The 21,449-nt window shown below is 63.6% G+C and carries 20 protein-coding genes and 1 pseudogene; 6 read left to right on the plus strand and 15 right to left on the minus strand.

What is annotated here, in order from left to right:
* Positions 1-200 precede the first annotated feature (200 nt).
* Positions 201-499: pseudogene (locus N5P29_RS14225) on the minus strand (DUF4193 domain-containing protein).
* 668 nt (positions 500-1,167) lie between these two features.
* Between N5P29_RS14225 and N5P29_RS14230 the strand changes: the two are divergent.
* On the plus strand, positions 1,168-1,296 hold the full coding sequence (locus tag N5P29_RS14230) for a hypothetical protein (protein ID WP_262275522.1): 129 nt from the start codon (positions 1,168-1,170) through the stop codon (positions 1,294-1,296).
* 115 nt (positions 1,297-1,411) lie between these two features.
* On the opposite strand, the gene ychF is transcribed toward N5P29_RS14230, so the two are convergent.
* On the minus strand, positions 1,412-2,497 hold the full coding sequence (ychF, locus tag N5P29_RS14235) for a redox-regulated ATPase YchF (protein ID WP_262275523.1): 1,086 nt from the start codon (positions 2,495-2,497) through the stop codon (positions 1,412-1,414).
* A 111-nt stretch (positions 2,498-2,608) separates the two neighbouring features.
* Between ychF and N5P29_RS14240 the strand changes: the two genes are divergently transcribed.
* Positions 2,609-3,841 carry a DNA recombination protein RmuC gene (locus N5P29_RS14240; RefSeq protein ID WP_262275524.1) on the plus strand — a complete coding sequence of 411 codons (1,233 nt, stop codon included), beginning with the start codon at positions 2,609-2,611 and terminating at the stop codon, positions 3,839-3,841.
* A gap of 98 nt (positions 3,842-3,939) precedes the next feature.
* Here N5P29_RS14240 and N5P29_RS14245 read toward each other — a convergent pair whose 3' ends face one another.
* Both N5P29_RS14245 and N5P29_RS14250 read right to left on the minus strand, forming a co-directional pair.
* Positions 3,940-5,025, minus strand: a complete 1,086-nt coding sequence (locus N5P29_RS14245) for a 4-hydroxy-3-methylbut-2-enyl diphosphate reductase (RefSeq protein WP_262275525.1) — start codon at positions 5,023-5,025, stop codon at positions 3,940-3,942.
* 24 nt (positions 5,026-5,049) lie between these two features.
* The gene (locus N5P29_RS14250) at positions 5,050-5,913 is read right to left on the minus strand and encodes a hypothetical protein (protein ID WP_262275526.1); all 864 of its coding nucleotides are present in this window, start codon (positions 5,911-5,913) and stop codon (positions 5,050-5,052) included.
* A 181-nt stretch (positions 5,914-6,094) separates the two neighbouring features.
* Between N5P29_RS14250 and xseA the strand changes: the two genes are divergently transcribed.
* On the plus strand, positions 6,095-7,372 hold the full coding sequence (gene xseA / locus N5P29_RS14255) for an exodeoxyribonuclease VII large subunit (protein WP_262275527.1): 1,278 nt from the start codon (positions 6,095-6,097) through the stop codon (positions 7,370-7,372).
* Between the two features lie 28 nt (positions 7,373-7,400).
* Positions 7,401-7,661: an exodeoxyribonuclease VII small subunit gene (locus tag N5P29_RS14260; RefSeq protein WP_262275528.1), complete on the plus strand. Its 261-nt coding sequence runs from the start codon at positions 7,401-7,403 to the stop codon at positions 7,659-7,661.
* Between the two features lie 3 nt (positions 7,662-7,664).
* Here the strand turns inward: N5P29_RS14260 and N5P29_RS14265 are convergent, their stop codons facing one another.
* The 9 genes from N5P29_RS14265 to N5P29_RS14305 form a co-directional block, all read right to left on the minus strand.
* Positions 7,665-8,519: a polyphosphate kinase 2 family protein gene (locus N5P29_RS14265; protein WP_262275529.1), complete on the minus strand. Its 855-nt coding sequence runs from the start codon at positions 8,517-8,519 to the stop codon at positions 7,665-7,667.
* A 54-nt stretch (positions 8,520-8,573) separates the two neighbouring features.
* On the minus strand, positions 8,574-9,794 hold the full coding sequence (locus N5P29_RS14270) for a pyridoxal phosphate-dependent aminotransferase (protein ID WP_262275530.1): 1,221 nt from the start codon (positions 9,792-9,794) through the stop codon (positions 8,574-8,576).
* 120 nt (positions 9,795-9,914) lie between these two features.
* The gene (locus N5P29_RS14275) at positions 9,915-10,871 is read right to left on the minus strand and encodes an ABC transporter substrate-binding protein (RefSeq protein ID WP_262275531.1); all 957 of its coding nucleotides are present in this window, start codon (positions 10,869-10,871) and stop codon (positions 9,915-9,917) included.
* Positions 10,868-11,611 carry an ABC transporter permease gene (locus tag N5P29_RS14280; protein WP_262275532.1) on the minus strand — a complete coding sequence of 248 codons (744 nt, stop codon included), beginning with the start codon at positions 11,609-11,611 and terminating at the stop codon, positions 10,868-10,870. The genes N5P29_RS14275 and N5P29_RS14280 overlap by 4 nt, the downstream gene beginning before the upstream one ends.
* Positions 11,608-12,348: an ABC transporter permease gene (locus N5P29_RS14285; RefSeq protein WP_262275533.1), complete on the minus strand. Its 741-nt coding sequence runs from the start codon at positions 12,346-12,348 to the stop codon at positions 11,608-11,610. Before N5P29_RS14285 ends, N5P29_RS14280 begins: the two co-directional genes overlap by 4 nt.
* Positions 12,348-13,442 carry an ABC transporter ATP-binding protein gene (locus N5P29_RS14290; RefSeq protein ID WP_315973353.1) on the minus strand — a complete coding sequence of 365 codons (1,095 nt, stop codon included), beginning with the start codon at positions 13,440-13,442 and terminating at the stop codon, positions 12,348-12,350. The genes N5P29_RS14285 and N5P29_RS14290 overlap by 1 nt, the downstream gene beginning before the upstream one ends.
* A 155-nt stretch (positions 13,443-13,597) precedes the next feature.
* Positions 13,598-14,722: a ribosome small subunit-dependent GTPase A gene (rsgA, locus tag N5P29_RS14295; protein WP_262275534.1), complete on the minus strand. Its 1,125-nt coding sequence runs from the start codon at positions 14,720-14,722 to the stop codon at positions 13,598-13,600.
* Between the two features lie 245 nt (positions 14,723-14,967).
* Positions 14,968-15,429 carry an NUDIX hydrolase gene (locus N5P29_RS14300; RefSeq protein WP_262275535.1) on the minus strand — a complete coding sequence of 154 codons (462 nt, stop codon included), beginning with the start codon at positions 15,427-15,429 and terminating at the stop codon, positions 14,968-14,970.
* A gap of 30 nt (positions 15,430-15,459) precedes the next feature.
* The gene (locus tag N5P29_RS14305) at positions 15,460-17,256 is read right to left on the minus strand and encodes a glycoside hydrolase family 35 protein (RefSeq protein WP_262275536.1); all 1,797 of its coding nucleotides are present in this window, start codon (positions 17,254-17,256) and stop codon (positions 15,460-15,462) included.
* 49 nt (positions 17,257-17,305) lie between these two features.
* Between N5P29_RS14305 and N5P29_RS14310 the strand changes: the two genes are divergently transcribed.
* Positions 17,306-18,334, plus strand: a complete 1,029-nt coding sequence (locus N5P29_RS14310; protein ID WP_262275537.1) for a pirin family protein — start codon at positions 17,306-17,308, stop codon at positions 18,332-18,334.
* A 63-nt stretch (positions 18,335-18,397) separates the two neighbouring features.
* On the opposite strand, the gene N5P29_RS14315 is transcribed toward N5P29_RS14310, so the two are convergent.
* A complete protein-coding gene (locus tag N5P29_RS14315; protein ID WP_262275538.1) occupies positions 18,398-19,327 on the minus strand; it encodes an N-acetylglucosamine kinase in 930 nt (309 codons plus the stop codon).
* 41 nt (positions 19,328-19,368) lie between these two features.
* On the opposite strand from N5P29_RS14315, the gene N5P29_RS14320 reads away from it, so the two are divergent.
* The gene (locus tag N5P29_RS14320) at positions 19,369-20,418 is read left to right on the plus strand and encodes a nitronate monooxygenase (protein WP_262275539.1); all 1,050 of its coding nucleotides are present in this window, start codon (positions 19,369-19,371) and stop codon (positions 20,416-20,418) included.
* Here N5P29_RS14320 and N5P29_RS14325 read toward each other — a convergent pair.
* Complete coding sequence (locus tag N5P29_RS14325; protein WP_262275540.1) at positions 20,393-21,367, minus strand: LysR family transcriptional regulator; 975 nt, start codon at positions 21,365-21,367, stop codon at positions 20,393-20,395. The genes N5P29_RS14320 and N5P29_RS14325 overlap by 26 nt on opposite strands.
* Positions 21,368-21,449: the final 82 nt, after the last annotated feature.

Consider the following 21,449-nt stretch of genomic DNA (forward strand, 5'->3'; position numbering starts at 1 on the left):
CTCTGACCCTTGGGCACGTGCTGACAACCTTGGGGGCCGAGCACTCTCCAGGAACCAGCCTGGACGACATCCTCGTCACCAGGCACAACCTTCCGCCCGGGCAACCCCGAAGCCTTGCAGGGCCTCCATGACATGACTGAGGAACGGATCCTGGCCTACACCGCGGAGAGGCCCGGGGTCTGTTCATCGGTATTCACGGATCACCCTTCGCATTCCACGCAGTACGCGTGGCCATCCTTCTCCCGGGCAATCTGGGAACGGTGCCGGATAAGGAAACACGAAAAGCACGTGAACTCGTCCTCGCCTGCGGCACCACCTGAACGACCAATTCCTCGGCAATGAATGCTCCACCGGGACCCTCCTGATCCAGACCATCGGCCTGGTCCAGCTCCAGAACAACACTGAGCGCACCTGGGGCGCTTGCTGTTTTCAACGCCTTCAGAGAGCTTTCCAGGCATTCCCTGACGTCGGAACGCACCTCGTCGTAATCAGTTGCCACGATTCTGCCTCTGCTTCATGCGCACAACAGATTCCCGTTCTGAAAGGCAGACACTCGTCGGCAAATACCCGAAGCGGAACCCGGCTCGCGCAAAGTCCTCTGAAGCCAGGGGAATTTATGTGTTCTGCGTCACGATCGAGAGATCCATCCCACTTATCGGTGACTCAACTTGCCGAATCCCCAGGAGTACAGATGGCAATTCTCCCCGAACACAATCCACTATCCGTATCCACGGCCGAATCGGACTTTCTGAACCTGCATCTGGTCGTCATGGGAGCCGTCATTCTAGGCGCCGTCCTGCTGACGCTTTTCGGCGTAATCGTAGTTCTCATCATTGTCCCGTTTGCTTCGCTGGCCGTACGCAGACGGCAGCCCCAACGCCCCACGAGCCCTTCACCGACTGGAGATAAACTCCCGGACGCACGTCTAAACACCCCTCCGCGGCATACAACCAATATGACACCCTTCGCCGGCGGAATCCGCTGGCCGCGGATTCACTGATGACGGACTGGAAAACACCATCTCTAAGCGAAATCGTATGCTCGCCGCCACGCCGAAGGGGCGACGCACCGGCGATTCAGTTTGGCGGCGTGAATCCGACTGAGATCCTGCGGTTAGATTTCTCGCCGGAGCAGGCTACTGTGCAGGCAAGACATTAGGCTTGGCCCATGTCCACAGACGAAGAAAAAGATCCCCCGGTTCCTGCCGACGTCGAGGGAAAGATCCCGAAAAAGGTCCACGACGCCCCCGAACCTGACGCGAAAACAACCTCCAAGGACAAGCCCAAGGACTCCTAGGAGACACGGCCGTCGGCCTCCCGATCAACAGCAAAGGCCGCAGGCCATGAAGTGGTGGGACTCCATGACCTGCGGCCCTGTTGAGACGTCGGTGCCCAAATGGCCCCGGTCCTGACTAGACGTTGAAGCGGAACTCCACCACGTCGCCGTCGGCCATTACATACTCTTTGCCTTCGATGCGGACCTTGCCGCGGGACTTCGCCTCGGCCATGGAGCCGGCCTCGATGAGGTCATCGAAGGAGACAACTTCGGCCTTGATGAAGCCGCGCTGGAAGTCGGAGTGGATCACGCCGGCCGCCTGGGGCGCCGTGTCGCCCTGCCGGATGGTCCAGGCACGGGTTTCCTTGGGGCCGGCCGTGAGGTAGGTCTGCAGGCCGAGGGTGTGGAATCCGACGCGTGCCAGCTGGTCCAGGCCGGACTCGGACTGGCCGTTCATTTCCAGCATCTCGCGGGCTTCTTCTTCGTCGAGCTCAACGAGGTCGGACTCGAGTTTGGCGTCAAGGAAGACGGCATCTGCGGGGGCCACCAGGGCACGCAGTTCCTCCTGCTTGGCGGGATCTCCGAGGATGCCCTCGTCGGCGTTGAAGACGTAGATGAAGGGCTTGGCCGTCAGGAGCCCGAGCTCCTTGAGGTGGGCCATCTCAAGCTTGTCGGTCTTGATGGAGGAGAAGATGGTGTCGCCACGTTCCAGCACAACCTGGGCGGCCTTGATGGCGGCCAGTTCTGCGGCATCGCGCTTCTTGATCTTGACTTCTTTTTCGATGCGCGGGATCGCGTTTTCGATGGTCTGAAGGTCAGCGAGGATCAGCTCGGTGTTGATGGTCTCCATGTCGGAGCGCGGGTCCACCTTGCCGTCGACGTGGATGACATCGGGGTCGTCAAACACACGGACCACCTGTGCGATGGCCTCAGCCTCGCGGATGTTGGCAAGGAACTTGTTGCCCAGGCCTTCGCCCTCGGAGGCGCCCTTGACGATGCCCGCAATGTCCACGAAGGACACAGGCGCCGGCAGCAGCTTCTGCGAACCGAAGATCTCGGCCAGCTTCGCCAGGCGCGGGTCCGGCAGGTTCACGACTCCGACGTTCGGTTCGATCGTTGCGAAGGGATAGTTCGCAGCGAGCACCTGGTTGCGGGTCAGTGCGTTGAAAAGGGTTGATTTGCCGACGTTGGGCAGTCCGACGATGCCAATAGTAAGAGCCACGAGCATTGATTCTACCCGTTGGAGCCACGTCTCCGCTTGTCGATGCCTGCCGACGACCCTCCCAGCGGGCGCCTCGCTAAAACCGTCGTACCCCTGTGACAGGGTTGGCCCATGGATGGATTTGGATTGGTTTTGGCCCTGCTGATGCTGCTGATCGGCGCTGCGGTCGGTCTCGCTGCCGGTTACGTTGTTTTCCGACGCCGGGGCGCAGGTTTGGAAGAGGACTTCGACGCCGTTTCGTCGCGGCTTTCGGAGGTGACTGCCCAGTTGGCAGCGGCCGACGCCGAGCGGCGGCTTTTGTTTACGCAGAACCGTGAGTTGAGCGCGGCCAGGAACTCGGACGGCAGCGTCCTGCGGGCTCTGGCTCCCGTTGCCGAGAAACTGACGGCGGTGCAGCAGCAGGTCTCACTGCTGGAACGCGACCGCGTGGAGCAATACGGCCAGCTTGCCCAACAGCTCCAGGATGCCCGACTTTCCGATGAACAACTCCTCAGGTCGACCCATGCCTTGGCTTCGGCCCTGCGTTCCAACAGCGCACGCGGCCAGTGGGGCGAGGTCCAACTCCGCAGGGTGGTGGAGGCATCGGGGATGCTGCGCCACGTTGACTTCCACGAACAGGTTCATTCCGGCAAAACCGAGACCACCTTGCGGCCTGACCTCGTGGTTCAGCTTCCCGGCGGCAAGCAGCTGGTGGTGGACGCCAAGGTCCCGTTGGCCTCCTACCTCGCCGCCCAGGAGCAGTTGCACGGGGACGGGGCCTTCGGTGAATCGGTAACCTCTGCCAGCAATCAGGACTCCAAAACGCTCCTGGCTCAGCACGCCAAAGCCCTTAAGGCCCATATTGATGCTCTTGCAACCAAGAAGTACTGGGATATCCCCGGCAACTCCCCCGAACTCGTGATCTGCTTCCTGCCGGCTGAGTCCATCCTGGCCTCCGCCCTTGAGGCTGACCCCGCTTTGCTGGAGCACGCCCTCTCCCGGAACGTGGTCCTGGCCTCGCCCGGAACGCTGTTGGCTGTCTTGAAATCTGTGGCCTTCACCTGGCGGCAGGATGTGCTCACCGACAGTGCACACGAGCTGTTTGAACTCGCTAAGCAGCTTTACGAACGCATGGGCACGCTCGGTGAGAACGTCAGCAAGCTGGGAAGCTCCCTCAAGACGTCGGTGGACCGCTACAACGCCATGGTGGGGACCTTGGAGGCGCGCGTCCTGCCGACGGCCCGCAAACTCAATACCATGGACGACGCCGGACTCACAGCCCCGCCGTCTGTCGAAGCAGTCCCCCGGGCCCTGGCAGCGCCGGAACTCCTTGAGGACCGCGAAGACCACGAGTCTGCCGCCTGAACAAAACCGTCTGAACGAAAGAGACCCGCAGCGCGCCGCCATGATGGCAGGCCCGCTGCGGGTCTCTTTTCAGCTTCCAGTTGGCCCGGATTCCACCGCTAGGAGGTGGGCCGGTTTCCACGTCCGCCGAGGGCACGGGACACATCGCCGGCCTTCTTCAAGGTGGCACGCAGCTCCTTGGGCAGCGAGAAGAGGAGGTCTTCCTCAGCGGTCACAACTTCCTGGACTTCGCCGTATCCATAGTCGGCGAGCAGTCGCAGAACGTCCTGCACCAGCACCTCGGGAACGGACGCCCCGGACGTCACGCCCACGGTGGCCACGCCCTCGAACCAGGCTTCGTCCACTTCGTTGGCGAAGTCCACCCGGTACGAGCTCTTGGCCCCGTATTCAAGGGCCACTTCGACCAAGCGGACCGAGTTGGAGGAGTTTGCCGAGCCAACCACGATCACCAGGTCAGCCTGTGGAGCAATCTTCTTGATGGCCACTTGGCGGTTGGTGGTGGCGTAGCAGATGTCGTCGCTGGGCGGATCCTGAAGCGTGGGAAAACGCTCCTTGAGCAGGCGGACCGTCTCCATGGTCTCGTCGACACTCAGTGTCGTCTGCGAAAGCCAGATGGTCTTCTCAGGATCACGAACGGTGACCTTGTCGACCTCGTGGGGGCCGTTGATGATCTGGATGTGTTCAGGGGCCTCACCTGCGGTCCCCTCGACCTCTTCGTGGCCTTCGTGGCCGATCAGCAGGATGTCGTAGTCGTCCTTGGCAAACCGGACAGCTTCACGGTGGACCTTGGTGACCAAGGGGCACGTTGCATCGATGGTGCGCAGCCCACGGTCTTCCGCCGACTGGACGACGGCGGGGGAAACGCCGTGAGCCGAAAAAATCACCAGTGCGCCCTCGGGAACTTCGTCGGTTTCCTCGACGAAGATGGCACCCTGTTCCTCCAGGGAGCTGACCACGTGGACGTTGTGGACGATCTGCTTCCGCACGTAAACGGGCGGCCCATAGTGCTCCAGCGCCTTTTCAACAGCGATGACAGCCCGGTCGACACCGGCACAGTAGCCGCGTGGAGCTGCCAGCAGGACCTTCTTGGGACCCGTAACGGGGGCCGCTGCCTGTACCTCTTCCGGAGAACGCCGTCTGCGGGGCACCGTTGGCATAGGGATGGAAACTGCTGTGCTGGTCATGCCTCCATGCTACCGGCCCGGCCTTTAGCTGCGGGCAGAACGTGACCGTTGTCGCCCTGACACCACAGCAGCTATGACACCGACCACAAGAAGTGCGCCGGATACCATCGCGGAGATCCCCACCCATTCCCCGAATCCTGCCCGCGCAGCCGTGAGGAATTCATCCTTGAACAACTCCGCGACACTGTTGGCACTGTCGAGGTTCCCCACCACGGATCCGGCGAGATCAGCTCCTGCAGTCCAGAGGGCTGCAAGTGCCAGCCCACCGAGTCCAAGGAACACCAACACCAGGGACCGTCGTCGGGCCGCAACGATCGCCAAGAGAGCTGAACCAGCGGCGCCGAGAGCCGCCACCCACCACAATGGCGCGAAGGCAGCGACGCGCCCCACGAGTTGGCGGTGGGAAGGCTGCCCCAGCGACACGAGGCTTTCGGCCGGAACGTCAATGCGGATAGTCGTGGCCTCGGCGAAGTGGTCCCGGATCAGCCTGACCATTGGAGCGATATCGAGAACCAATGCGGTACTTGCGCGGTTTTCCTCCGGCTGGTCCACTGTGCCGAAATTGAGTTTGTGGCTGTTCCTGACCGTGTCCTGCCACGCCTGCGGATAGTCGCTCCACGATTGCATTCCCGAGGTAGCTTTCCGGAGGGCATCGGATGCAACGGACTGGATGGGCTCGGGCAGATCAACTGAGGACTCAAAGGTTCCTACAGCCGCCGCGGCCAGCCGGCTCTGGAATTCGGGATCGTTGCCCAGGGAGCCAGCCAGGCGGACAAAGCCGTCTTCCTTGACGATGTTCTGGTCTACCCACGCCGTAGGAACGGCGACGGCCGTGAGGAGCACGGCGAGGACCACTCCAACTACTGAGACAAAAGTTCGCAAAATCATCCTCGGAGTCGGGGGCAGTGCCACCATCCTAGGTCTGTCCACATGATTGGAAAAATGTCGGGGCCGGGGATCAAGCTATGGATAGAGTTGGAAGGCGGCCGCGATCCAAGGGCGCACCCCTGAACGAGGACCATGAACATGCAGCCACGAACGCAGCGACCGGGACAGGCACGGACCAGCCATGTCCGCTGACGCCATGCCTGAATCAACCCTTCCGGGAACTGCTGCGGAAACCAGCCCGGACAACCCCTGGCCGCTGCAGCTGCTCTCCCGCAAGCTCAAGGCCCACATCGAGCGCGCGCCGGCGGCGTGGATCGAGGGCCAGGTCATTGAAATGAACCGCAGGGGCGGCAACGCGTTCCTCACCCTTAGGGATGTGGATGCCGAGATTTCCCTGCCCGCTTCTGTGTGGTCCACGGTGCTGGACCGGCAGAAGATACCGCTGGAGCGCGGCTCGCGGGTGGTGGCGTTGGTCAAGGCGGACTTCTGGGTGAAAACCGGCCGCCTGAACATGTCGGTCAAGGACATCCGCCCAGTGGGGCTCGGTGACCTGCTCGTGAGGATCGAAAGGCTACGCCAGGCATTGGCCGCAGAAGGCCTGTTTGCCGATTCCCGGAAGAGGAAGCTGCCGCTGCTCCCCCACCGCATCGGCCTGATCACCGGCAGGGACTCGGACGCTAAGAAGGACGTCATGCGCAATGCCGCCCTGCGCTGGCCCGCCGTTGAGTTCGACGTTCGGGAAGTGGCCGTCCAGGGCAACACCGCCGTCTCCCAGATCATTGCCGCATTGAAGAAACTGGACGCCGACCCACACGTTGACGTCATCGTACTCGCCCGCGGCGGTGGCGCCCTGGAGGACCTTCTCCCCTTCAGCAACGAGGACCTCATCCGTGCCGTCTCAGCAGCAACCACGCCGGTGGTCAGTGCCATCGGACATGAAGCGGACCGACCCATCCTGGACGATGTAGCGGATCTGCGCGCCTCCACGCCGACGGATGCAGCGAAGCGGATTGTGCCTGATGTCGCAGAAGAATTGGCGATGGTCCGCCAAGCAAGGGATCACCTTCGTCGCGGAATCAGTCGCCTCGTTGACCGCGAGACGGACAGGCTCCAGTCCTTGAAGTCCAGGCCGGTCCTGGCATCCCCGGCCTCCATGGTGGACGCCAGGGCCGAGGACATCCACCGCCTCCAGCGCAGGACACATTCGGCGGTGAGCACAGCCGTTGTGCGGGCCTTGGACCAGGTGCACCACTTGCGGGCCCAGGTCCGCGCACTTTCGCCGCAAAAAACCCTGGACCGCGGTTACGCCGTCGTCCAACTTATCGGGGAAGACCAAGCGGGACACCACGTAGTCAGCAGTCCCGAGGAGGCGCCGGACGGGACAGCACTGGCCGTTCGAGTGGCCCACGGGAGATTCACGGCCGTCTCCAAGGGCCATGCTGAACACCTGGACCCCTGAAGCCACTGAACACCCACTTAAGGACATCATGACTGAGAACAACGCAGCCGCCTCCGGATCCTTGGACGGCTTGAGCTACGAAGAAGCGCGCGAACAACTTGTGGCCGTCGTCAGCCGCCTCGAGGCAGGCGGCGCAAGCCTCGAGGAATCCCTGGCCCTCTGGGAGCGGGGCGAAGCCCTCGCCAAGCGCTGCGAGGACTGGCTGGAAGGTGCCCGCAAGCGTCTGGCGACAGCGCGGGACGCAGGGAACGACGGCGGTACGTCAGCGGGCGGCGACCAGCAGCAGTAGTCCCTAGGACTTCTCGACGAGCGCCCGCTCCGCCGCGACGTCGAAATCGGCCTTGGGCCAGTCCAAATCCAGGCCTTCCAGGGCCTCCAGCAGCAGCTGTTGAACGGCGATGCGGGCGTACCACTTCTTGTTGGCCGGTACGACGTGCCAAGGCGCGACATCCGTTGAGGTCTTCTCAAAGGCGATGCTGTAGGCGGCCATGTAATCGTCCCAATAGGCGCGTTCGGCGAGGTCGCCCCGGCTGTACTTCCAGTGCTTGGCGGGATCGTCCAATCGGGCAATCAGGCGCTCTTTTTGTTCGTCCTTGCTGATGTTCAGCATAACCTTGACGATGGTGGTGCCCTGTTCGGCCAGGCGCGCCTCGAAGTCGTTGATGGCCGCATAGCGGCGTTCGAGTTCCTTGGCGTCGGCCCAGCCATGGACGCGGTGGATCAGGACGTCCTCATAGTGGGACCGATCGAACACCCCGACCATGCCGACTGCCGGGACTTCCTTCTCGATCCGCCACAGGAAGTCATGCGACTTTTCCTCGTCCGTGGGAGCCTTGAAGGCTGCCAGGTGCACACCCTGCGGGTCCATGGCGCCCACAACGTGGCTCACGATTCCACCCTTGCCGGCAGTGTCCATGGCCTGGAGGATCAGCAAGAGCCTCTTGGTGCTGCCGAACTTGCCCTCGGCGAAGAGCTGCTCCTGCAGTTCTGCAAGCCGGTCATCCTGGGCGGCGAGCAACGCCTTGCCGTCCGCCTTGTCCCCCGTATAACCGGGGGTGGACCGGGGATCGACACCCGCCAGCGAAAAACCGGGTCCAACCCTCAGAACCTCGGTTGGACTCTTGGCGAACTCAACTGCAGCAGCCATGTGGCGCCCCCTTCTCCCCGGCCGCACCCCCGTGGTGCGACCATGAACCTCAGGCTAGTTGCCCGGGTACCTCGACAGGAAGTCCGCCATGCGACCAATTGCTTCCTCGATGTCCTTGACGTTGGGCAGCGTCACCATACGGAAGTGGTCCGGACGAACCCAGTTGAAGGCCCGCCCGTGGGAGACCAGGATCTTCTGCTCCTTCAGCAGGTCGAGGACGAACTTCTCGTCGTCCCTGATGTGGTAAACCTCAGGGTCGAGCTTTGGGAACAGGTACAGGGCGCCCCTCGCCTGCTGGGTGCTGACGCCGGGGATGGCGTTGAGGAGGTCGTACGCCTTGTTGCGCTGCTCCAGGAGCCTGCCACCGGGAAGGATGAGATCGTTGATGCTCTGGTAGCCACCAAGCGCCGTCTGGATGGCATGCTGGGCAGGGACGTTGGCGCACAGGCGCATGTTGGCCAGGAGGTTGATGCCCTCCAGGTAATCCGCGGCGTCCTTCTTGGGCCCGGAAATGGCCATCCAACCGGCACGGTAACCGCACACGCGGTACGCCTTTGACAGGCCGCTGAACGTCAGGCAGAGGACGTCGTCTCCGGTCAGTCCGGCGAGGTTGGTGTGGACGGCGTCTTCGTAGAGGATTTTCTCGTAGATCTCGTCGGCAAACAGCACCAGGCCGTGCTTTTCGGCCAGCGCCACAATCCGCTTCAGGGTCTCCTCCGGGTAGACGGCACCCGTGGGGTTGTTGGGGTTGATCACCACGATGCCCTTGGTCCGGGGAGTGATCTTCGATTCCATGTCATCAAGGTCAGGCTGCCAGCCTGAATCTTCATCGCAGAGGTAGTGCACAGGACGGCCGCCGGCCAGGGCAACAGACGCAGTCCACAACGGGTAGTCCGGGGTGGGGATCAGGACCTCGTCCCCGTCCTCCAGCAGGGCCATGAGGGACATGGTGATGAGTTCGCTGACCCCATTGCCAAGGTAGATGTCATCGACGTGGATGTTCTGGATGCCGCGGGTTTGGTAGTACTGGGAAACAGCCGTCCTGGCCGAAAAAATACCGCGCGAATCGCTGTATCCCTGGGCATTGGGCAGGTGGCGGATCATGTCCACCAAAATGGCGTCAGGCGCTTCAAAGCCGAAGGGGGCCGGGTTTCCGATGTTCAGTTTGAGGATCCTGTGACCCTCCGCCTCCATCTGCTGGGCGGCCTGAAGAATCGGTCCACGGATGTCGTAGAGGACATTATGAAGCTTGGTGGACTGCTTGAAATTCGCCATTCCTCAAATATGCCACACGGGTGATGTAGTTCAGTTGAGACTTGACTCACATATACGACGACGGCGGTGACGGTCCCGCGCGGGTCCGTCACCGCCGTCGTACGCGGTTTTGCTGTGCGGCTACTTGACGATGCCCTTGTCTTTCAGCCAGGCGGCTGCGGCGTCCTTGGGCGACTGCTTCTGGTCTCCGCTGACGGCCCTGTTCAAGTTGATGAGGTCATCGGTGGTGAGGATCTTGGACACGTTGTTGAGCGCTTCCTTGGCTTTGTCCGTCATCTTGGACTTGTTGTAGAGCGGCAGGACCTGCTGGGCCTTGAAGTTGTTCTTGGGGTCTTCAAGGACAACGAGGTCGTTGTCCACGATCGACGGGGTCGTGGTGTAGATGTCAGCCACCTGGACCTTGTCCTCCAGCAACGCCTGCAGCGTCAGGTTGCCGCCGCCGTCGCTGAACGGCTGCAGGCCCTTGAGCTCGCAGTTGTAGTTCTTCTTCAGGCCCGGGAAGCCGTACGAGCGGGTCTCGAAAGTGGCCGGGGCTGCCATGGTGAAGTCCTTGCAGACCTTGGCCAGGTCCTCAATGGACTTCAACTGGTATTTCTCGGCCGTGGCCTTGGTGACCACCATGGCGTCCTTGTCTTCGGCCTTGGAGGCGTCCAGGACACCCAGTCCTTCAGGCAGCTTGCCGGGCAGGGCCTTGTACACGTCATCGGCCGATACTTCGGTGGCCTCAGTGTCCACGAACGACAGGAGGTTGCCGGAGTAGTCCGGAACGAGGTCGACGGAGCCGTCCTGCACGGCCTTGAAGTAGATCTCGCGTGAACCGATGTTCGGCTTGGACGTTGCCGTCAGTCCTGCTGCGTTGAGGGCACCAACGTAAATCTCGGCGATCACCTGGCTCTCCGGGAAGTCGGCCGAGCCAACTACCAAGGAACCGCCGCCGGAGGAGCCACTGGGCGCCGCGGAGGAGGGATTGGCCAGGGGGCTGCCACCGCACGCGCTCAAGGCGAGGGCCACACCCACACCTGCTGCGAGGCCGCCGAGACCACGGCGTGTAAGGGTCATGGGGACGGGGTTCTTCATGGTGTACCTCCTTGAACGGCAGCCCCGGCTGGAGCCGCGGCTGTGAGATCTTCAGCTGCCTTGTGGCGGCCTTTTGAGTCGAGGGTGAGACCTGGTGAGAGGACCAGCCGTTGTACCGCGGCGAGGACCAGGTCCACGGCAATGGCGAGGCCGGCGATGAGCAAGGAACCACCGAGCATCCGGGGGAAATCCTGCAGGACGAGGCCGTCGAACAGGTACCGGCCCAACCCTCCGAGCGGCAGGTACGCCACCACCGAAACGGTAGCGATGACCTGCAGCACCGCGGTGCGGATGCCACCGAACATCACTTGCAGGCCGTTGGGCAGTTCCACACGGAAGAGGATCTGCAGTTCGGTCATGCCCACAGCCCTGGCAGCGTCAACGACGTTGGCATCAACGCTGGAGATGCCGGCGTAGGTACCGGCCAAAAGCGGCGGCACCGTGAGGATCACCAAGGCCCACACCGGCGGCATGAGACCGCTGCCGGCCAGCAAGGCAAAAAGGACCAGCAAGCCAAGCGTGGGCAGGGCACGGAGGGCGCCGGCCACGGCGACTGCCACCACGCGCCCCCGCCCGGTGTGGCCAATGAAGAGACCAACGGGCACGGCAATCACCGCGGCGATGAGCAGCACCAGTCCGCTGTACTGCAGGTGTTCGAGCAGGCGCGTGGGAATGCCGCCGCTTCCGGTCCAGTGTTTGGGATCGGCGAGCCAGGCGAGGGTTTCGGCAAAAATATTCATCCCGAAGCCCCCGGATTGGGGCGCAGGCCTGCCTGTGGCACGGCGGGTCCGGTCTTGGGCTCAGTGGCCAGGGTGGTGGCATCGGGTCCGGAAGGTTTACCGCCCGCCGCACGGGTCCATGGCGTCAGGAGCCGCTCCAGCACCACGAGGACAGCATCCATCAGCAACGCCAAAACCAGAATGGCGAGGATCCCCACCACCACTTCGGTGATGAAAGTCCGCTGCAGCCCGTCGGTAAAGAGAACGCCCAGGTTGCCCACCCCCAGCAAAGCCGCAACGCTGACCAGGGAGATATTGCTGACCGACACCACCCGGAGCCCGGCGAACATCACTGGCAAGGACAATGGCAGGTCCACTTGGAAGAACCGGGCTGCCGGTTTGAAGCCCATGGCCACGGCAGCGTTACGGAGGTCATCGTCCACGGAGTCGAACGCGTCCATCGCCGCCCGGACCAGCAAGGCAACGGCGTAGATGGTCAACGCCACCACCACATTCAGTGGGTCCAGGATCCGGGTGCCAAGAATGGTGGGAAGGATGATGAACAGCGCCAGCGAGGGAATGGTGTAGAGCAGCGACGAAGCCGTAGCCACCACCGAGCGGAGCGCACTGTTGCGCCGGGCAAGCTGCGCCAAGGGAACAGAGATCACCAGTCCCAGAACCATGGGAATGACCGCGAGCACCAGGTGCTGGCCGGCCAGTCCCAGGATCATTCCAATGTTGGCAAGGAACCACTCCATCAGGTGGCGTCCTCCCTGTGGTGCCGGACTTCCTCGATCAAGGCAAGGACTTCCGGCGCCTTCAAGACTCCGGCGACCCGGCCGTCGTCGTCCACTGCCACCCCGAGACCCGACGGCGAGGACAAAGCCGCATCCAACGCACGGCGCAGCGTATCCCCCTTGCGGAAGAGCGAACCACCCGGGATCAGCCCGGCGCCGTCGCGGGGTGAGGACCATCCAAGGGGGCGCGACTCATCGTCCACTACCAAGGCCCACTCCCCCGACCGTCGTCCGGCGCTGTGGCCGTCGGTGGCGTTGACCATGGTCACCGGGTGCAGGGTCACGGCATCTGCTGCGTTGAAAGCGAGGTGACGGAAGCCGCGATCGCGCCCCACGAAGGAGGCGACGAAGTCGTTGGCCGGCGCCCTGAGGATTTCCTCCGGGGCGGCATACTGGGCCAGTTTGCCGCCCACGGCAAACACGGCCACTTTGTCGCCCAGGACAGTGGCTTCATCGATGTCGTGAGTGACGAAGACGATGGTCTTGGCAAGTTCGCGTTGCAGGCGCAGCAACTCCTGCTGCAGTTCATCGCGCACCACGGGATCCACGGCACTGAACGGCTCGTCCATCAGCAGGACAGGTGGGTCGGCAGCGAGCGCGCGGGCAACCCCGACGCGCTGCTGCTGACCACCCGAGAGTTGGCTCGGGTACCGCTTGCCGAGAACAGAAGCCAGCCCGACGACGTCGAGCAGTTCGGCCGCACGTTTGCGCGCCGCCGCCTTGGGCACGCCGTTAAGGCGCGGGACGGTGGCGATGTTGTCCAGCACGGAGCGGTGCGGCAACAGGCCCGATGACTGCATGACGTAGCCCATGGATCGGCGCAGCTTGGCCGCCGGAACCTGGGACACGTCGTCGCCGGCCACGGTAATGGTTCCGCTGGTGGGTTCGACCATGCGGTTGATCATGCGCAGGGAGGTCGTTTTGCCGCAGCCGGAGGGCCCCACGAACACGGTGATGGCGCCCTTGTCGATGGACATGGTGAGAGCGTCCACCGCAGGTTGCCCGCCCTGGTATTGCTTGGTCACGCTCTGGAACTCAATCATGGCTTCGGCCATACCCGGGCTTACCTATCTGTGGTCGAGAACATCGGTAGAGCCTGATGATCATATGCACTCTTATTACTTGGCTGCAAAGCAATCTTCCCCCAGCGTAGCCAGCACCACCGACGATGTCAGCGGCGGCACGAATTCCGTAATCAATCGGCAATGTTTCATCGTTTCCGACGCTTGCTTCCCCTGCCGGACCGCTCTGCGGCCTGGTCATGTTTGTACCGCTCGACGGCGCGTTGTCCCCTGTCTGCCGACATCACCTTCTGGTGCCACTCCCGCTGGTACGCCCGCCGGGCCGCAGCGTCGTGTTTCCGGTTGAGCGCGGCGAGTTCGCGTTGCAGCTTGAGGTAGCTGGCCCAGCGCCGCGGATCGAGTGTCTCTTCCGCCAGCGCCTCCTGCACCGCGCAGCCCGGCTCTGCCTGGTGGGCACAGTCGGCGAAACGGCATTGGGCGAAGAGTTCCTCGAGGTCGCCGAACATCTCCTCCATCCCGTCCTCCGCATCGAAGAGCCCGAATCCGCGGACCCCGGGCGTGTCCATCAGCACGGCGCCACCGGGAAGGGGCACCAACTCCCTTGACGTGGTGGTGTGCTTGCCTTTGCCGTCTCCTGCACGGACGGCGCCGGTTTGCTGGACGTCGTGGCCTGCGAGCGCGTTGATGAGTGTCGATTTGCCGGCTCCGGAAGGGCCAAGGAGTACCAGCGTGGCGCCGTCAGGAACGTGTCGCATGAGTTCGTCGAGCCCATCGCCGTGTTCGGCCGAGGTGGTGACCACCTCCACGCCGGCGGCTTGCTTGATCACTTCCCCCACAACGTCATCGGCCACGAAGGCCAGGTCGGCTTTGGTGATGACCACCAAAGGAGTAGCCCCCGAATCCCACGCAGCCACGAGGGTGCGTTCCAGACGGTTGTGGGTCAGGGGGCGGTCCACGGGAACTACCACGGCGACGATATCGATGTTGCTGCCAAGGATCTGCTCCTCGGACGAGGCTTCGAAGGCGCGCTTGCGGCTCAGGGCCGAATAGCGGGGCAGGACGTCGACGACGGCGGGTTCGCCGGCGCTGTTGTGGCCGATCCATGCCCAGTCACCCGTCGCCGGAACCAGTCCTTGGGCAGGGTAGGGCAGATGCAGCAGGCCATCGGCGGAAGCCACCAGCACCCGGTTGCGGTCCAGACGGACCACCCTGCCTGGGATGGCGTTGTCCTGGTTGCCGGGAGGCCTGTTGTCGCTAAAGAGTTCTGCTGTTGCGTCTGTGAAGCCATACTCCACAGGTCCGCGAAGTTGCATGGTGGTACTGGATGAAGGGTCGCTTGATGAAGCGTAAGTATTCAATGGAATGCCTCTGCTGAGGCCCGGTTGCCTGCTACTGGCAGGCAGATGCCGGGACAGGGTGGGTGGTGTGATGACGGTGCGCCGCCGTGTGCGGGGCGCGCAAAGTTATGGCAATCATCAAAATCCACCCCCTCAGGCATCAAGACCGGCAAGATCAGCCGGCAACGATGCCCAGCCTAGCCAACCGTGGGGCAGCTTGGCTACCCCTGGGCGCTGGGCTTTCCATCCGCCGGCCGCTCCCGGAGAAGGCGCAATGCCGTGTCAACCAAGGACACCCGGTTGAGCTTGTCGACGTCCTGCAAGGGAATCCACGCAGCATGCGTGGTGGTTCCGTCCACTTCGTATGTCAGTTCACCGCCCACCACGGTGCCCTCATACACGATACGAAGGGCCTGGAAGTCACGCACGGACCCATCCGGCCGTTTCTCTCCCCGCCAGTGTCCGACGTCGATGCCCAACATCCCATCGACCCTGGCCTCATAGCCGGTTTCTTCCATGACCTCCCGTTTGCACCCGTCCACGGGGTGCTCGCCGAAGTCCAGGCCGCCGCCGGGAAGTGTCCAGCCTTCCTTGTCGTCCTGCTTCCAGTAGGCCAGCAGGATCCGCCCTTCCTTGACGATGACGGCGTAGGCAGCGGGACGGGTATCGAACTGGGGACTCATCGTGCCAGCATAATTCCCTTGCAGTGATCCCTACGGCAGTTCGGCAGCTGCGATGGGCCCGGCCTCTTCGGGGCCCAAGTCCGGTTCTTCACGGAGCTCGACGACGGTACCGGGCTTGAGCAGCTCCAGCACCTTGATGCGGTTAAGGCCGGCGTGCAACAACGGCGCCGGTGCATACAGGGTTACCTGTGGCCCCTTTTCCCAGTACCGTCCCAGCAGGAAGCCATTGAGCCACACGAAGCCCTTCCCGGAGTCGGGCAGGGCAATGTAGGTATCTGCGGGTGTCGCCAGTTCGAACTCCGCCCCGGCAAGGCCTTCCAGATCTTCGCTCCCCCATTCGGTCAGGGCCACCGGAGTCTGTGTCCAGTGGAAGGTGTAGCGCTGGTTGATCAGGACGCCGCCCAGGATTCCCTTGCCGTGACCTGTCAGGGGTCCGTAGTTGATGCGGCCGAGGTTCTCCACCAAAATGTCGAGCTTGGCCGGGACCCCCGTGCCCGTGACCGGCAGCCCATCGGCTCCCGTGACGTCATCGAGCACCCCGGCAAATTCGCCATCCACCCAGAGGTATGCACGGTCATTCAGACCGGCAACCTTCACCCGGCTTTCAGCGGGAGCATCAGCGCGGCCGGGCAGGATGGCGTCGGCCGAGTAGAGGACCATACCGGCGCCGAGGCCCAATTGTTCGAAACTGAGGGGCTTGACACTGCTGACGGGCTTGCCGGCTTTGCGGACAAGCTCCAGCAGCTCCGGGCCAGCGCTCAGCGGCAGCGACTGTGCCGGAACAACGGGAGGGTCCGCGAGCAATTCCACCGGGAGTTCGGGGGCGTCTTCGATGCCCTGTGCCCGGAGAAACTCCTCCCGGAACGCATGGAACTTCGGCGTCAGAGCCCCGTTCTCCGCGATGGGGGCATCGGAGTCGTAACTGGTAACTGTTGGCTGGAGTTGCTTGCCGTCGTGGTTGCTGCCGGAGCCGAGGCCGAAGTTGGTTCCGCCGTGCGCCATGTACACGCAGACCGAGCCGCCAAGGTCCAGCATCTTGCGGGCTTCCAGTGCCGCATCCGCGGCATCGCGACGGTGGTGGTGCTCGCCCCAATGGTCGAACCAGCCGCCCCAGAACTCGACGTTGAAGAACGGCTCATCCGGCCGGCGTCGTTTCCATGTCTCCACCGCTTCGTCGCCGCGGCTTCCCAGCGTCGCCGTCGCCCAAGTGCCTTCCACTGAGCCGCCGTCGAGGAAATAGTCCGTGCCGCCGTCGGCCGTGAACAGCAGTTCGGTGATGCCGCGCTCTTCCAGCGCCCGCCGGTTCCAGCGGATGTATTCGTGGTCATCGCCGTAGCTGCCGTACTCGTTCTCGATTTGTACTGCCACCACGGGGCCACCCGCGGAGGCTTGACGCGAAGCGATGATCGGGAGCAGATGGTCGAACCACTCCTCGATGGCGGAGGTGAAAACAGGGTCCATGCAGCGCAGGCCAATCCCCGGAATACCCGTCAGCCACGAAGGGAAACCGCCGTTGTCCCATTCGGCGCAAATGTACGGCCCGGGGCGAACGATGACGTCCAGCCCTTCCGCTGCCGCGAGGTCGATGAAATGTCCCACGTCCCGCCAGCCGGCGAAGTCCGGCGCTTCATCGCGCTTGGGCTGGTGGAAGTCCCAGGCAACGTAGGTGTCAACGGTATTGGCCCCCATGGCCTTGAGCCGACGCAACCTGTCCCGCCACAGATCGGGGTGGACCCGGAAGTAGTGGATGGCTCCAGCGAGGATGCGATACGGTTCACCCGAACGGTAAAGGACGGCGTCGTGGTAGCTCAAAAGGGCGTTGTTCACACGGAACAGATTAGCTCAATTTCCAACATTTATGCACAGGTGATGACACATGACCAATCTTGATACTTCCCCCGCACAGGAAGTCTGCCCCGCGGCCCCGGAAGGCCAAGGTCCTTGTGTCCAGCTGTGGCCTGAGCGCGAAGTTCCGTTGGGCGGCGTGCGTGCCATGAACGTCATGAGGACACTCCCGCAGCGAGGACTCCCGACCGTTGGAGCATGGTGTTTCCTGGACAGCTTCGGGCCGGACCGCGTGGCGATGAGCGTCCTCCCCCATCCGCACTGCGGGCTGCAGACAGTCACGTGGCCAATGGAAGGCGCGGTGCTGCACCGTGACAGCGTGGGCAGCGATGTTGTGGTGCGTCCCGGCGAGCTGAACATCATGACAGCCGGCAACGGCATTTCCCACTCGGAATTCTCAGTCCTTCCCACCGCCGCAGACGGATCAAGCCCTCTTGTGGGCGAACTGCCGGTGTCGCGCGGACTCCAGCTCTGGGTTGCCCTTCCGGATGAGCACCGGCACCGTGCGCCCTCCTTCGAGCAGATCAGGGACTTGCCCGTGGCTATCGGCGAAGGCTTCACCGCCACGGTCATGGTGGGAGAGTTTGCCGGCCAACGCTCCCCTGCCACCATGTTCAGCCCCATTGTCGGTGCGGACATCGTGGGTTCCGGCCAGCTGGAACTGCCTTTGCGGCCCGACTTTGAGCACGCGGTACTGGTCCTGGACGGCCAGCTGGTTATCGACGGCCAGGACATTGAAGCCGGGCCGTTGGCCTACCTTGGTGCCGGACGGAGCAACCTCACCGTGGAAGCACAGCCCGACACCCGCTTCATGCTGCTGGGCGGTGAGCCTTTCGGCGAAGACCTCCTCATGTGGTGGAACTTCGTGGGGCGGACCCATGAGGAAGTGGAACAGGCCCGCGAAGAATGGGAAGCGGAGGGACTGCTCGACGACGAGGCTGCCGCCAGCTCTCGCTTCGGCTTCGTCCACGGACACGGACCCGACGCTGGCCCGGAGGCAGGCCGCATCCCGGCTCCCCCGCTGCCGGGGGTCAAGCTCCGCCCCCGCACCCGTGGCTGAGTTTTTGTACAGCTAATGCGCCTAAAAGGGCTTCTTAAGGTCATTAGGTGTACAAAAACTCGATCAGGGGGTTTGCTCAGCCACCAGTCGGGGGACGCCGAACACAGGATCCTGCTGGAGGATTCGGACATCCACGATGCCGTCCTCGGCCAGGGCAGCCTTGAAAGCGTCCTGCAGTCGGGGAACGTTCATGCCCAATCCGCTCCCCAGGATCACCGGACCGTTCAAACCCAGCTGGCGGACGGCCTGGCCGGCAAGTTCGGCCAGGTCGCGGCCGGCCTGCACCACCAAGGCCTGGCTTACCTGGTCGCCGGCATCTGCTGTCTCAACCACCAGCCGCGCCTGCTGGGCCCAGTACCTGCGGCCGGTGTCGGGTGAATGGAAAAGCGCAATCAGCTTGCCCGGCTCGTCCACGCCGCATGAGGCCAGCAGTGCGCGGCTCAGCCGGTCCGGTTCCAGGCCCTGGTTCATCCGTCGCAAGCTATGGCGCACGGCTTCCCTCCCCAGCCAGTAGCCGCTTCCTTCATCCCCCAGGAGGTAGCCCCAGCCACCCGCCCGGGCTTCCTCGCCGGCGTCGTTCTTTCCCCACGCCGCCGACCCCGTACCCGCAATGACGGCCACGCCGGTGCTGGCTCCCCCGGCCGCCAACAGCAGCCGGGAATCGTGCACCACAGTGATGCGTGCGCCCGGCACATGGGGTGAAATCAGGTCTGCGAGCGCTTGGGCGTCCTCGTCCGTATCGATCCCGCCGGCACCGGCGTACACCTGGTCGATGGTTCCGCCGCCGATTTTCCCGAACAGCTCAGCCAGGTTGGCCGCTGCCTGCTCCTTGGTGACATTCTGGACATTGGAGCTGCCAGCCGTTTCATCAAGAACGGGCTCGCCGTCGTGGAACCTCACGCCGCGCGTCTTGGTACCGCCAATGTCGAGCCCTATGACGGTGCCGCTCGCGGCGGAGGCAGGGGAATGCTGGGCAGAGTCATGATTGTTCACCGTGAAAGACTAGCTTGGAGCGTCCGGAGGAGGAACCGACCATGCCTGAATCCCTGTTTGGCACTCCATTTATTGCGGCCCCCATGGCGGGCGGGACATCTACGCCGTCATTGGTCCAGGCAGTGCATGAGGCCGGCGGCCTGGGCTTCCTTGCTGCCGGTTACAAAACACCGGAGGCCATGGCGGCGGAGATCTCCGTAGCCAGGGCACTGGGGATCAGGTTCGGCATGAACGTCTTTGTTCCGGACCGCGATGCCCTAGCACCAGGGCCCGAAGCCCGGTCCCGGTTGGAGGCATACCGGGCCGAACTGGAGCCGGAAGCTGCCCGCTACGGCGTCGCTCTGCCTCCCCTTCGACTCGATGACGACGACGCCTGGCACCAAAAGATCGACGCCCTCGTCAACGATCCCGTGGAAATGGTCAGTTTCGCTTTCGGCCTGCCCGGACCTGCGGTGGTTAAGTCCCTGCAGAAAGCCGGAACCCTGGTCATCACCAGTGTCACCAGCGTTCAGGAGGCCCTGGCCGCCGCAGAGGAAGGACCGGATGCCCTGGTTGTCCAGCACACTTCGGCGGGGGCACACAGTACGGCCTTCCTGCCCGACGGACCGGGAACGCCGGCAGGCGGTAAGACCACAGCCAGAACGACGGCGGAGCTGGTCACGCAGGTGCGTGCCGCCGTCGGACTTCCGTTGATAGCGGCCGGCGCGGTCATGGTCGGCACCACGCTTCGCGGCGTACTGGCTGCCGGTGCAGTAGCCGCCCAGATCGGTACGGCGTTGGTCCGCACGGAAGAAAGTGGTGCGCGGCAGACCCACAAGGACGCCCTGGGAGACCCTGGATTCACCAGCACCGCCATCACCCGTGCGTTCACCGGGCGTGCGGCACGTTCCTTGGTCAATGAGTTCGTGCGCGACCATCAGGACGCCCCGGAGGGCTACCCTGCCATCCACCACCTCACTGGCCCCATCCGTGCCGCAGCCTCGGCGGCGGGCGACCCGCACCGACTCAACCTGTGGGCGGGCACGGGGTGGCGGCAGGCACGGACGGGATCGGCGCGGGATGTAGTCAGGGAGTTCCTGACCGGGCTCTGACCAGTTCGGCCAGCAGTTCCCCACCTTCGGTCACCACCAGTTCGCGGAACAAACGGACGGCCTCTGGCTCGAAATTCCTCTCCCGCCAGGCAATACCAATCTGGCGGAATGCCAGGTCCGATTCGATCGGCACCTCAACAAGTCCAAGTTCGGCCTCGGGGAGGAACTGGCCCGTGCCCGAGCCCGGCCCGGCGGGCGGCAGGATGCTGAACCCCAAGCCGGCCGAAACCAATCCCCGGGCCGAGGTGGACTCCTGGACCTCGAAGGCAATGCGCGGCCGGAAGCCGGCTTCCCGGAGCAGCGCCTCTCCCAGCGCGCGCAGGCCGACGCCGGCCGGAAGAGTCACATAGGGATCATGCCGCAGCTCTGAAAGGTGCACACTCGGCCTGGCCGCCAAGGGGTGTCGGTAGTGAAGAACCGCCCGGAGCGGCTCCCGGTACAGAGGGTGGGAGCGGATCCCCCGGCCCTCCGGCGCTATCGGTGCCGTCAGTGCGAAGTCCATCTCTCCGCTGGCCAAGTGCTGCAGGCAATCGTCCCGGGGTCCCTGCCACAGTTCGAACGCCGTTTGGGGATACCGGCCGCGGAAGGCGCTGATCAGCAGAGGAAGGGTCGCTTCGCCAAAGGTGTGCTGGAACGACACACCGATCCGTCCCCGCACGACATCGGATTCGTGACGCACGCGGTCCAGCCCGGCTTGGAAGTCCTCCAGGGCTGCGTCGATGTAAGGAAGCAACGCCTTGGCAGCGGCGGTGAGCCGGATGCCTCGCCCGTCACGGACCAAAAGGTCCATGCCCACGATGGCGCTGGCCCGGGCCACTGCCCTGCTGACCGTGGATTGCGGGACCCCGAGTATCTCCGCGGTTTCGGTCATGTGCTCCGTGCGGCCGAGCTCCGCCAGAACCGGCAGGAGGGGAAGGAGCTGGACAAGTTGCTGGTGATCCGGTTCCACAACATCCCTCTCGATGGGGCCTACCTATGCAATGCTGCATCAATTCTATGCAATCCATGCATTGGAAAGGGTAGTTGCCGGC

The sequence above is a fragment of the Paenarthrobacter sp. JL.01a genome, assembly GCF_025452095.1.
Taxonomy (GTDB): Bacteria; Actinomycetota; Actinomycetes; order Actinomycetales; family Micrococcaceae; genus Arthrobacter.

What these genes read in the sequence shown, in the direction of transcription:
- N5P29_RS14230 (WP_262275522.1), top strand. Translation starts at nt 1,168, where the DNA reads ATGTCCACAGACGAAGAAAAAGATCCCCCGGTTCCTGCCGACGTCGAG.
- N5P29_RS14240 (WP_262275524.1), top strand. Translation starts at nt 2,609, where the DNA reads ATGGATGGATTTGGATTGGTTTTGGCCCTGCTGATGCTGCTGATCGGC.
- N5P29_RS14245 (WP_262275525.1), bottom strand. Translation starts at nt 5,025, where the DNA reads ATGACCAGCACAGCAGTTTCCATCCCTATGCCAACGGTGCCCCGCAGA.
- N5P29_RS14250 (WP_262275526.1), bottom strand. Translation starts at nt 5,913, where the DNA reads ATGATTTTGCGAACTTTTGTCTCAGTAGTTGGAGTGGTCCTCGCCGTG.
- xseA (WP_262275527.1), top strand. Translation starts at nt 6,095, where the DNA reads ATGTCCGCTGACGCCATGCCTGAATCAACCCTTCCGGGAACTGCTGCG.
- N5P29_RS14260 (WP_262275528.1), top strand. Translation starts at nt 7,401, where the DNA reads ATGACTGAGAACAACGCAGCCGCCTCCGGATCCTTGGACGGCTTGAGC.
- N5P29_RS14265 (WP_262275529.1), bottom strand. Translation starts at nt 8,519, where the DNA reads ATGGCTGCTGCAGTTGAGTTCGCCAAGAGTCCAACCGAGGTTCTGAGG.
- N5P29_RS14270 (WP_262275530.1), bottom strand. Translation starts at nt 9,794, where the DNA reads ATGGCGAATTTCAAGCAGTCCACCAAGCTTCATAATGTCCTCTACGAC.
- N5P29_RS14275 (WP_262275531.1), bottom strand. Translation starts at nt 10,871, where the DNA reads ATGAAGAACCCCGTCCCCATGACCCTTACACGCCGTGGTCTCGGCGGC.
- N5P29_RS14280 (WP_262275532.1), bottom strand. Translation starts at nt 11,611, where the DNA reads ATGAATATTTTTGCCGAAACCCTCGCCTGGCTCGCCGATCCCAAACAC.
- N5P29_RS14285 (WP_262275533.1), bottom strand. Translation starts at nt 12,348, where the DNA reads ATGGAGTGGTTCCTTGCCAACATTGGAATGATCCTGGGACTGGCCGGC.
- N5P29_RS14290 (WP_315973353.1), bottom strand. Translation starts at nt 13,442, where the DNA reads ATGGCCGAAGCCATGATTGAGTTCCAGAGCGTGACCAAGCAATACCAG.
- rsgA (WP_262275534.1), bottom strand. Translation starts at nt 14,722, where the DNA reads ATGCAACTTCGCGGACCTGTGGAGTATGGCTTCACAGACGCAACAGCA.
- N5P29_RS14300 (WP_262275535.1), bottom strand. Translation starts at nt 15,429, where the DNA reads ATGAGTCCCCAGTTCGATACCCGTCCCGCTGCCTACGCCGTCATCGTC.
- N5P29_RS14310 (WP_262275537.1), top strand. Translation starts at nt 17,306, where the DNA reads ATGACCAATCTTGATACTTCCCCCGCACAGGAAGTCTGCCCCGCGGCC.
- N5P29_RS14320 (WP_262275539.1), top strand. Translation starts at nt 19,369, where the DNA reads ATGCCTGAATCCCTGTTTGGCACTCCATTTATTGCGGCCCCCATGGCG.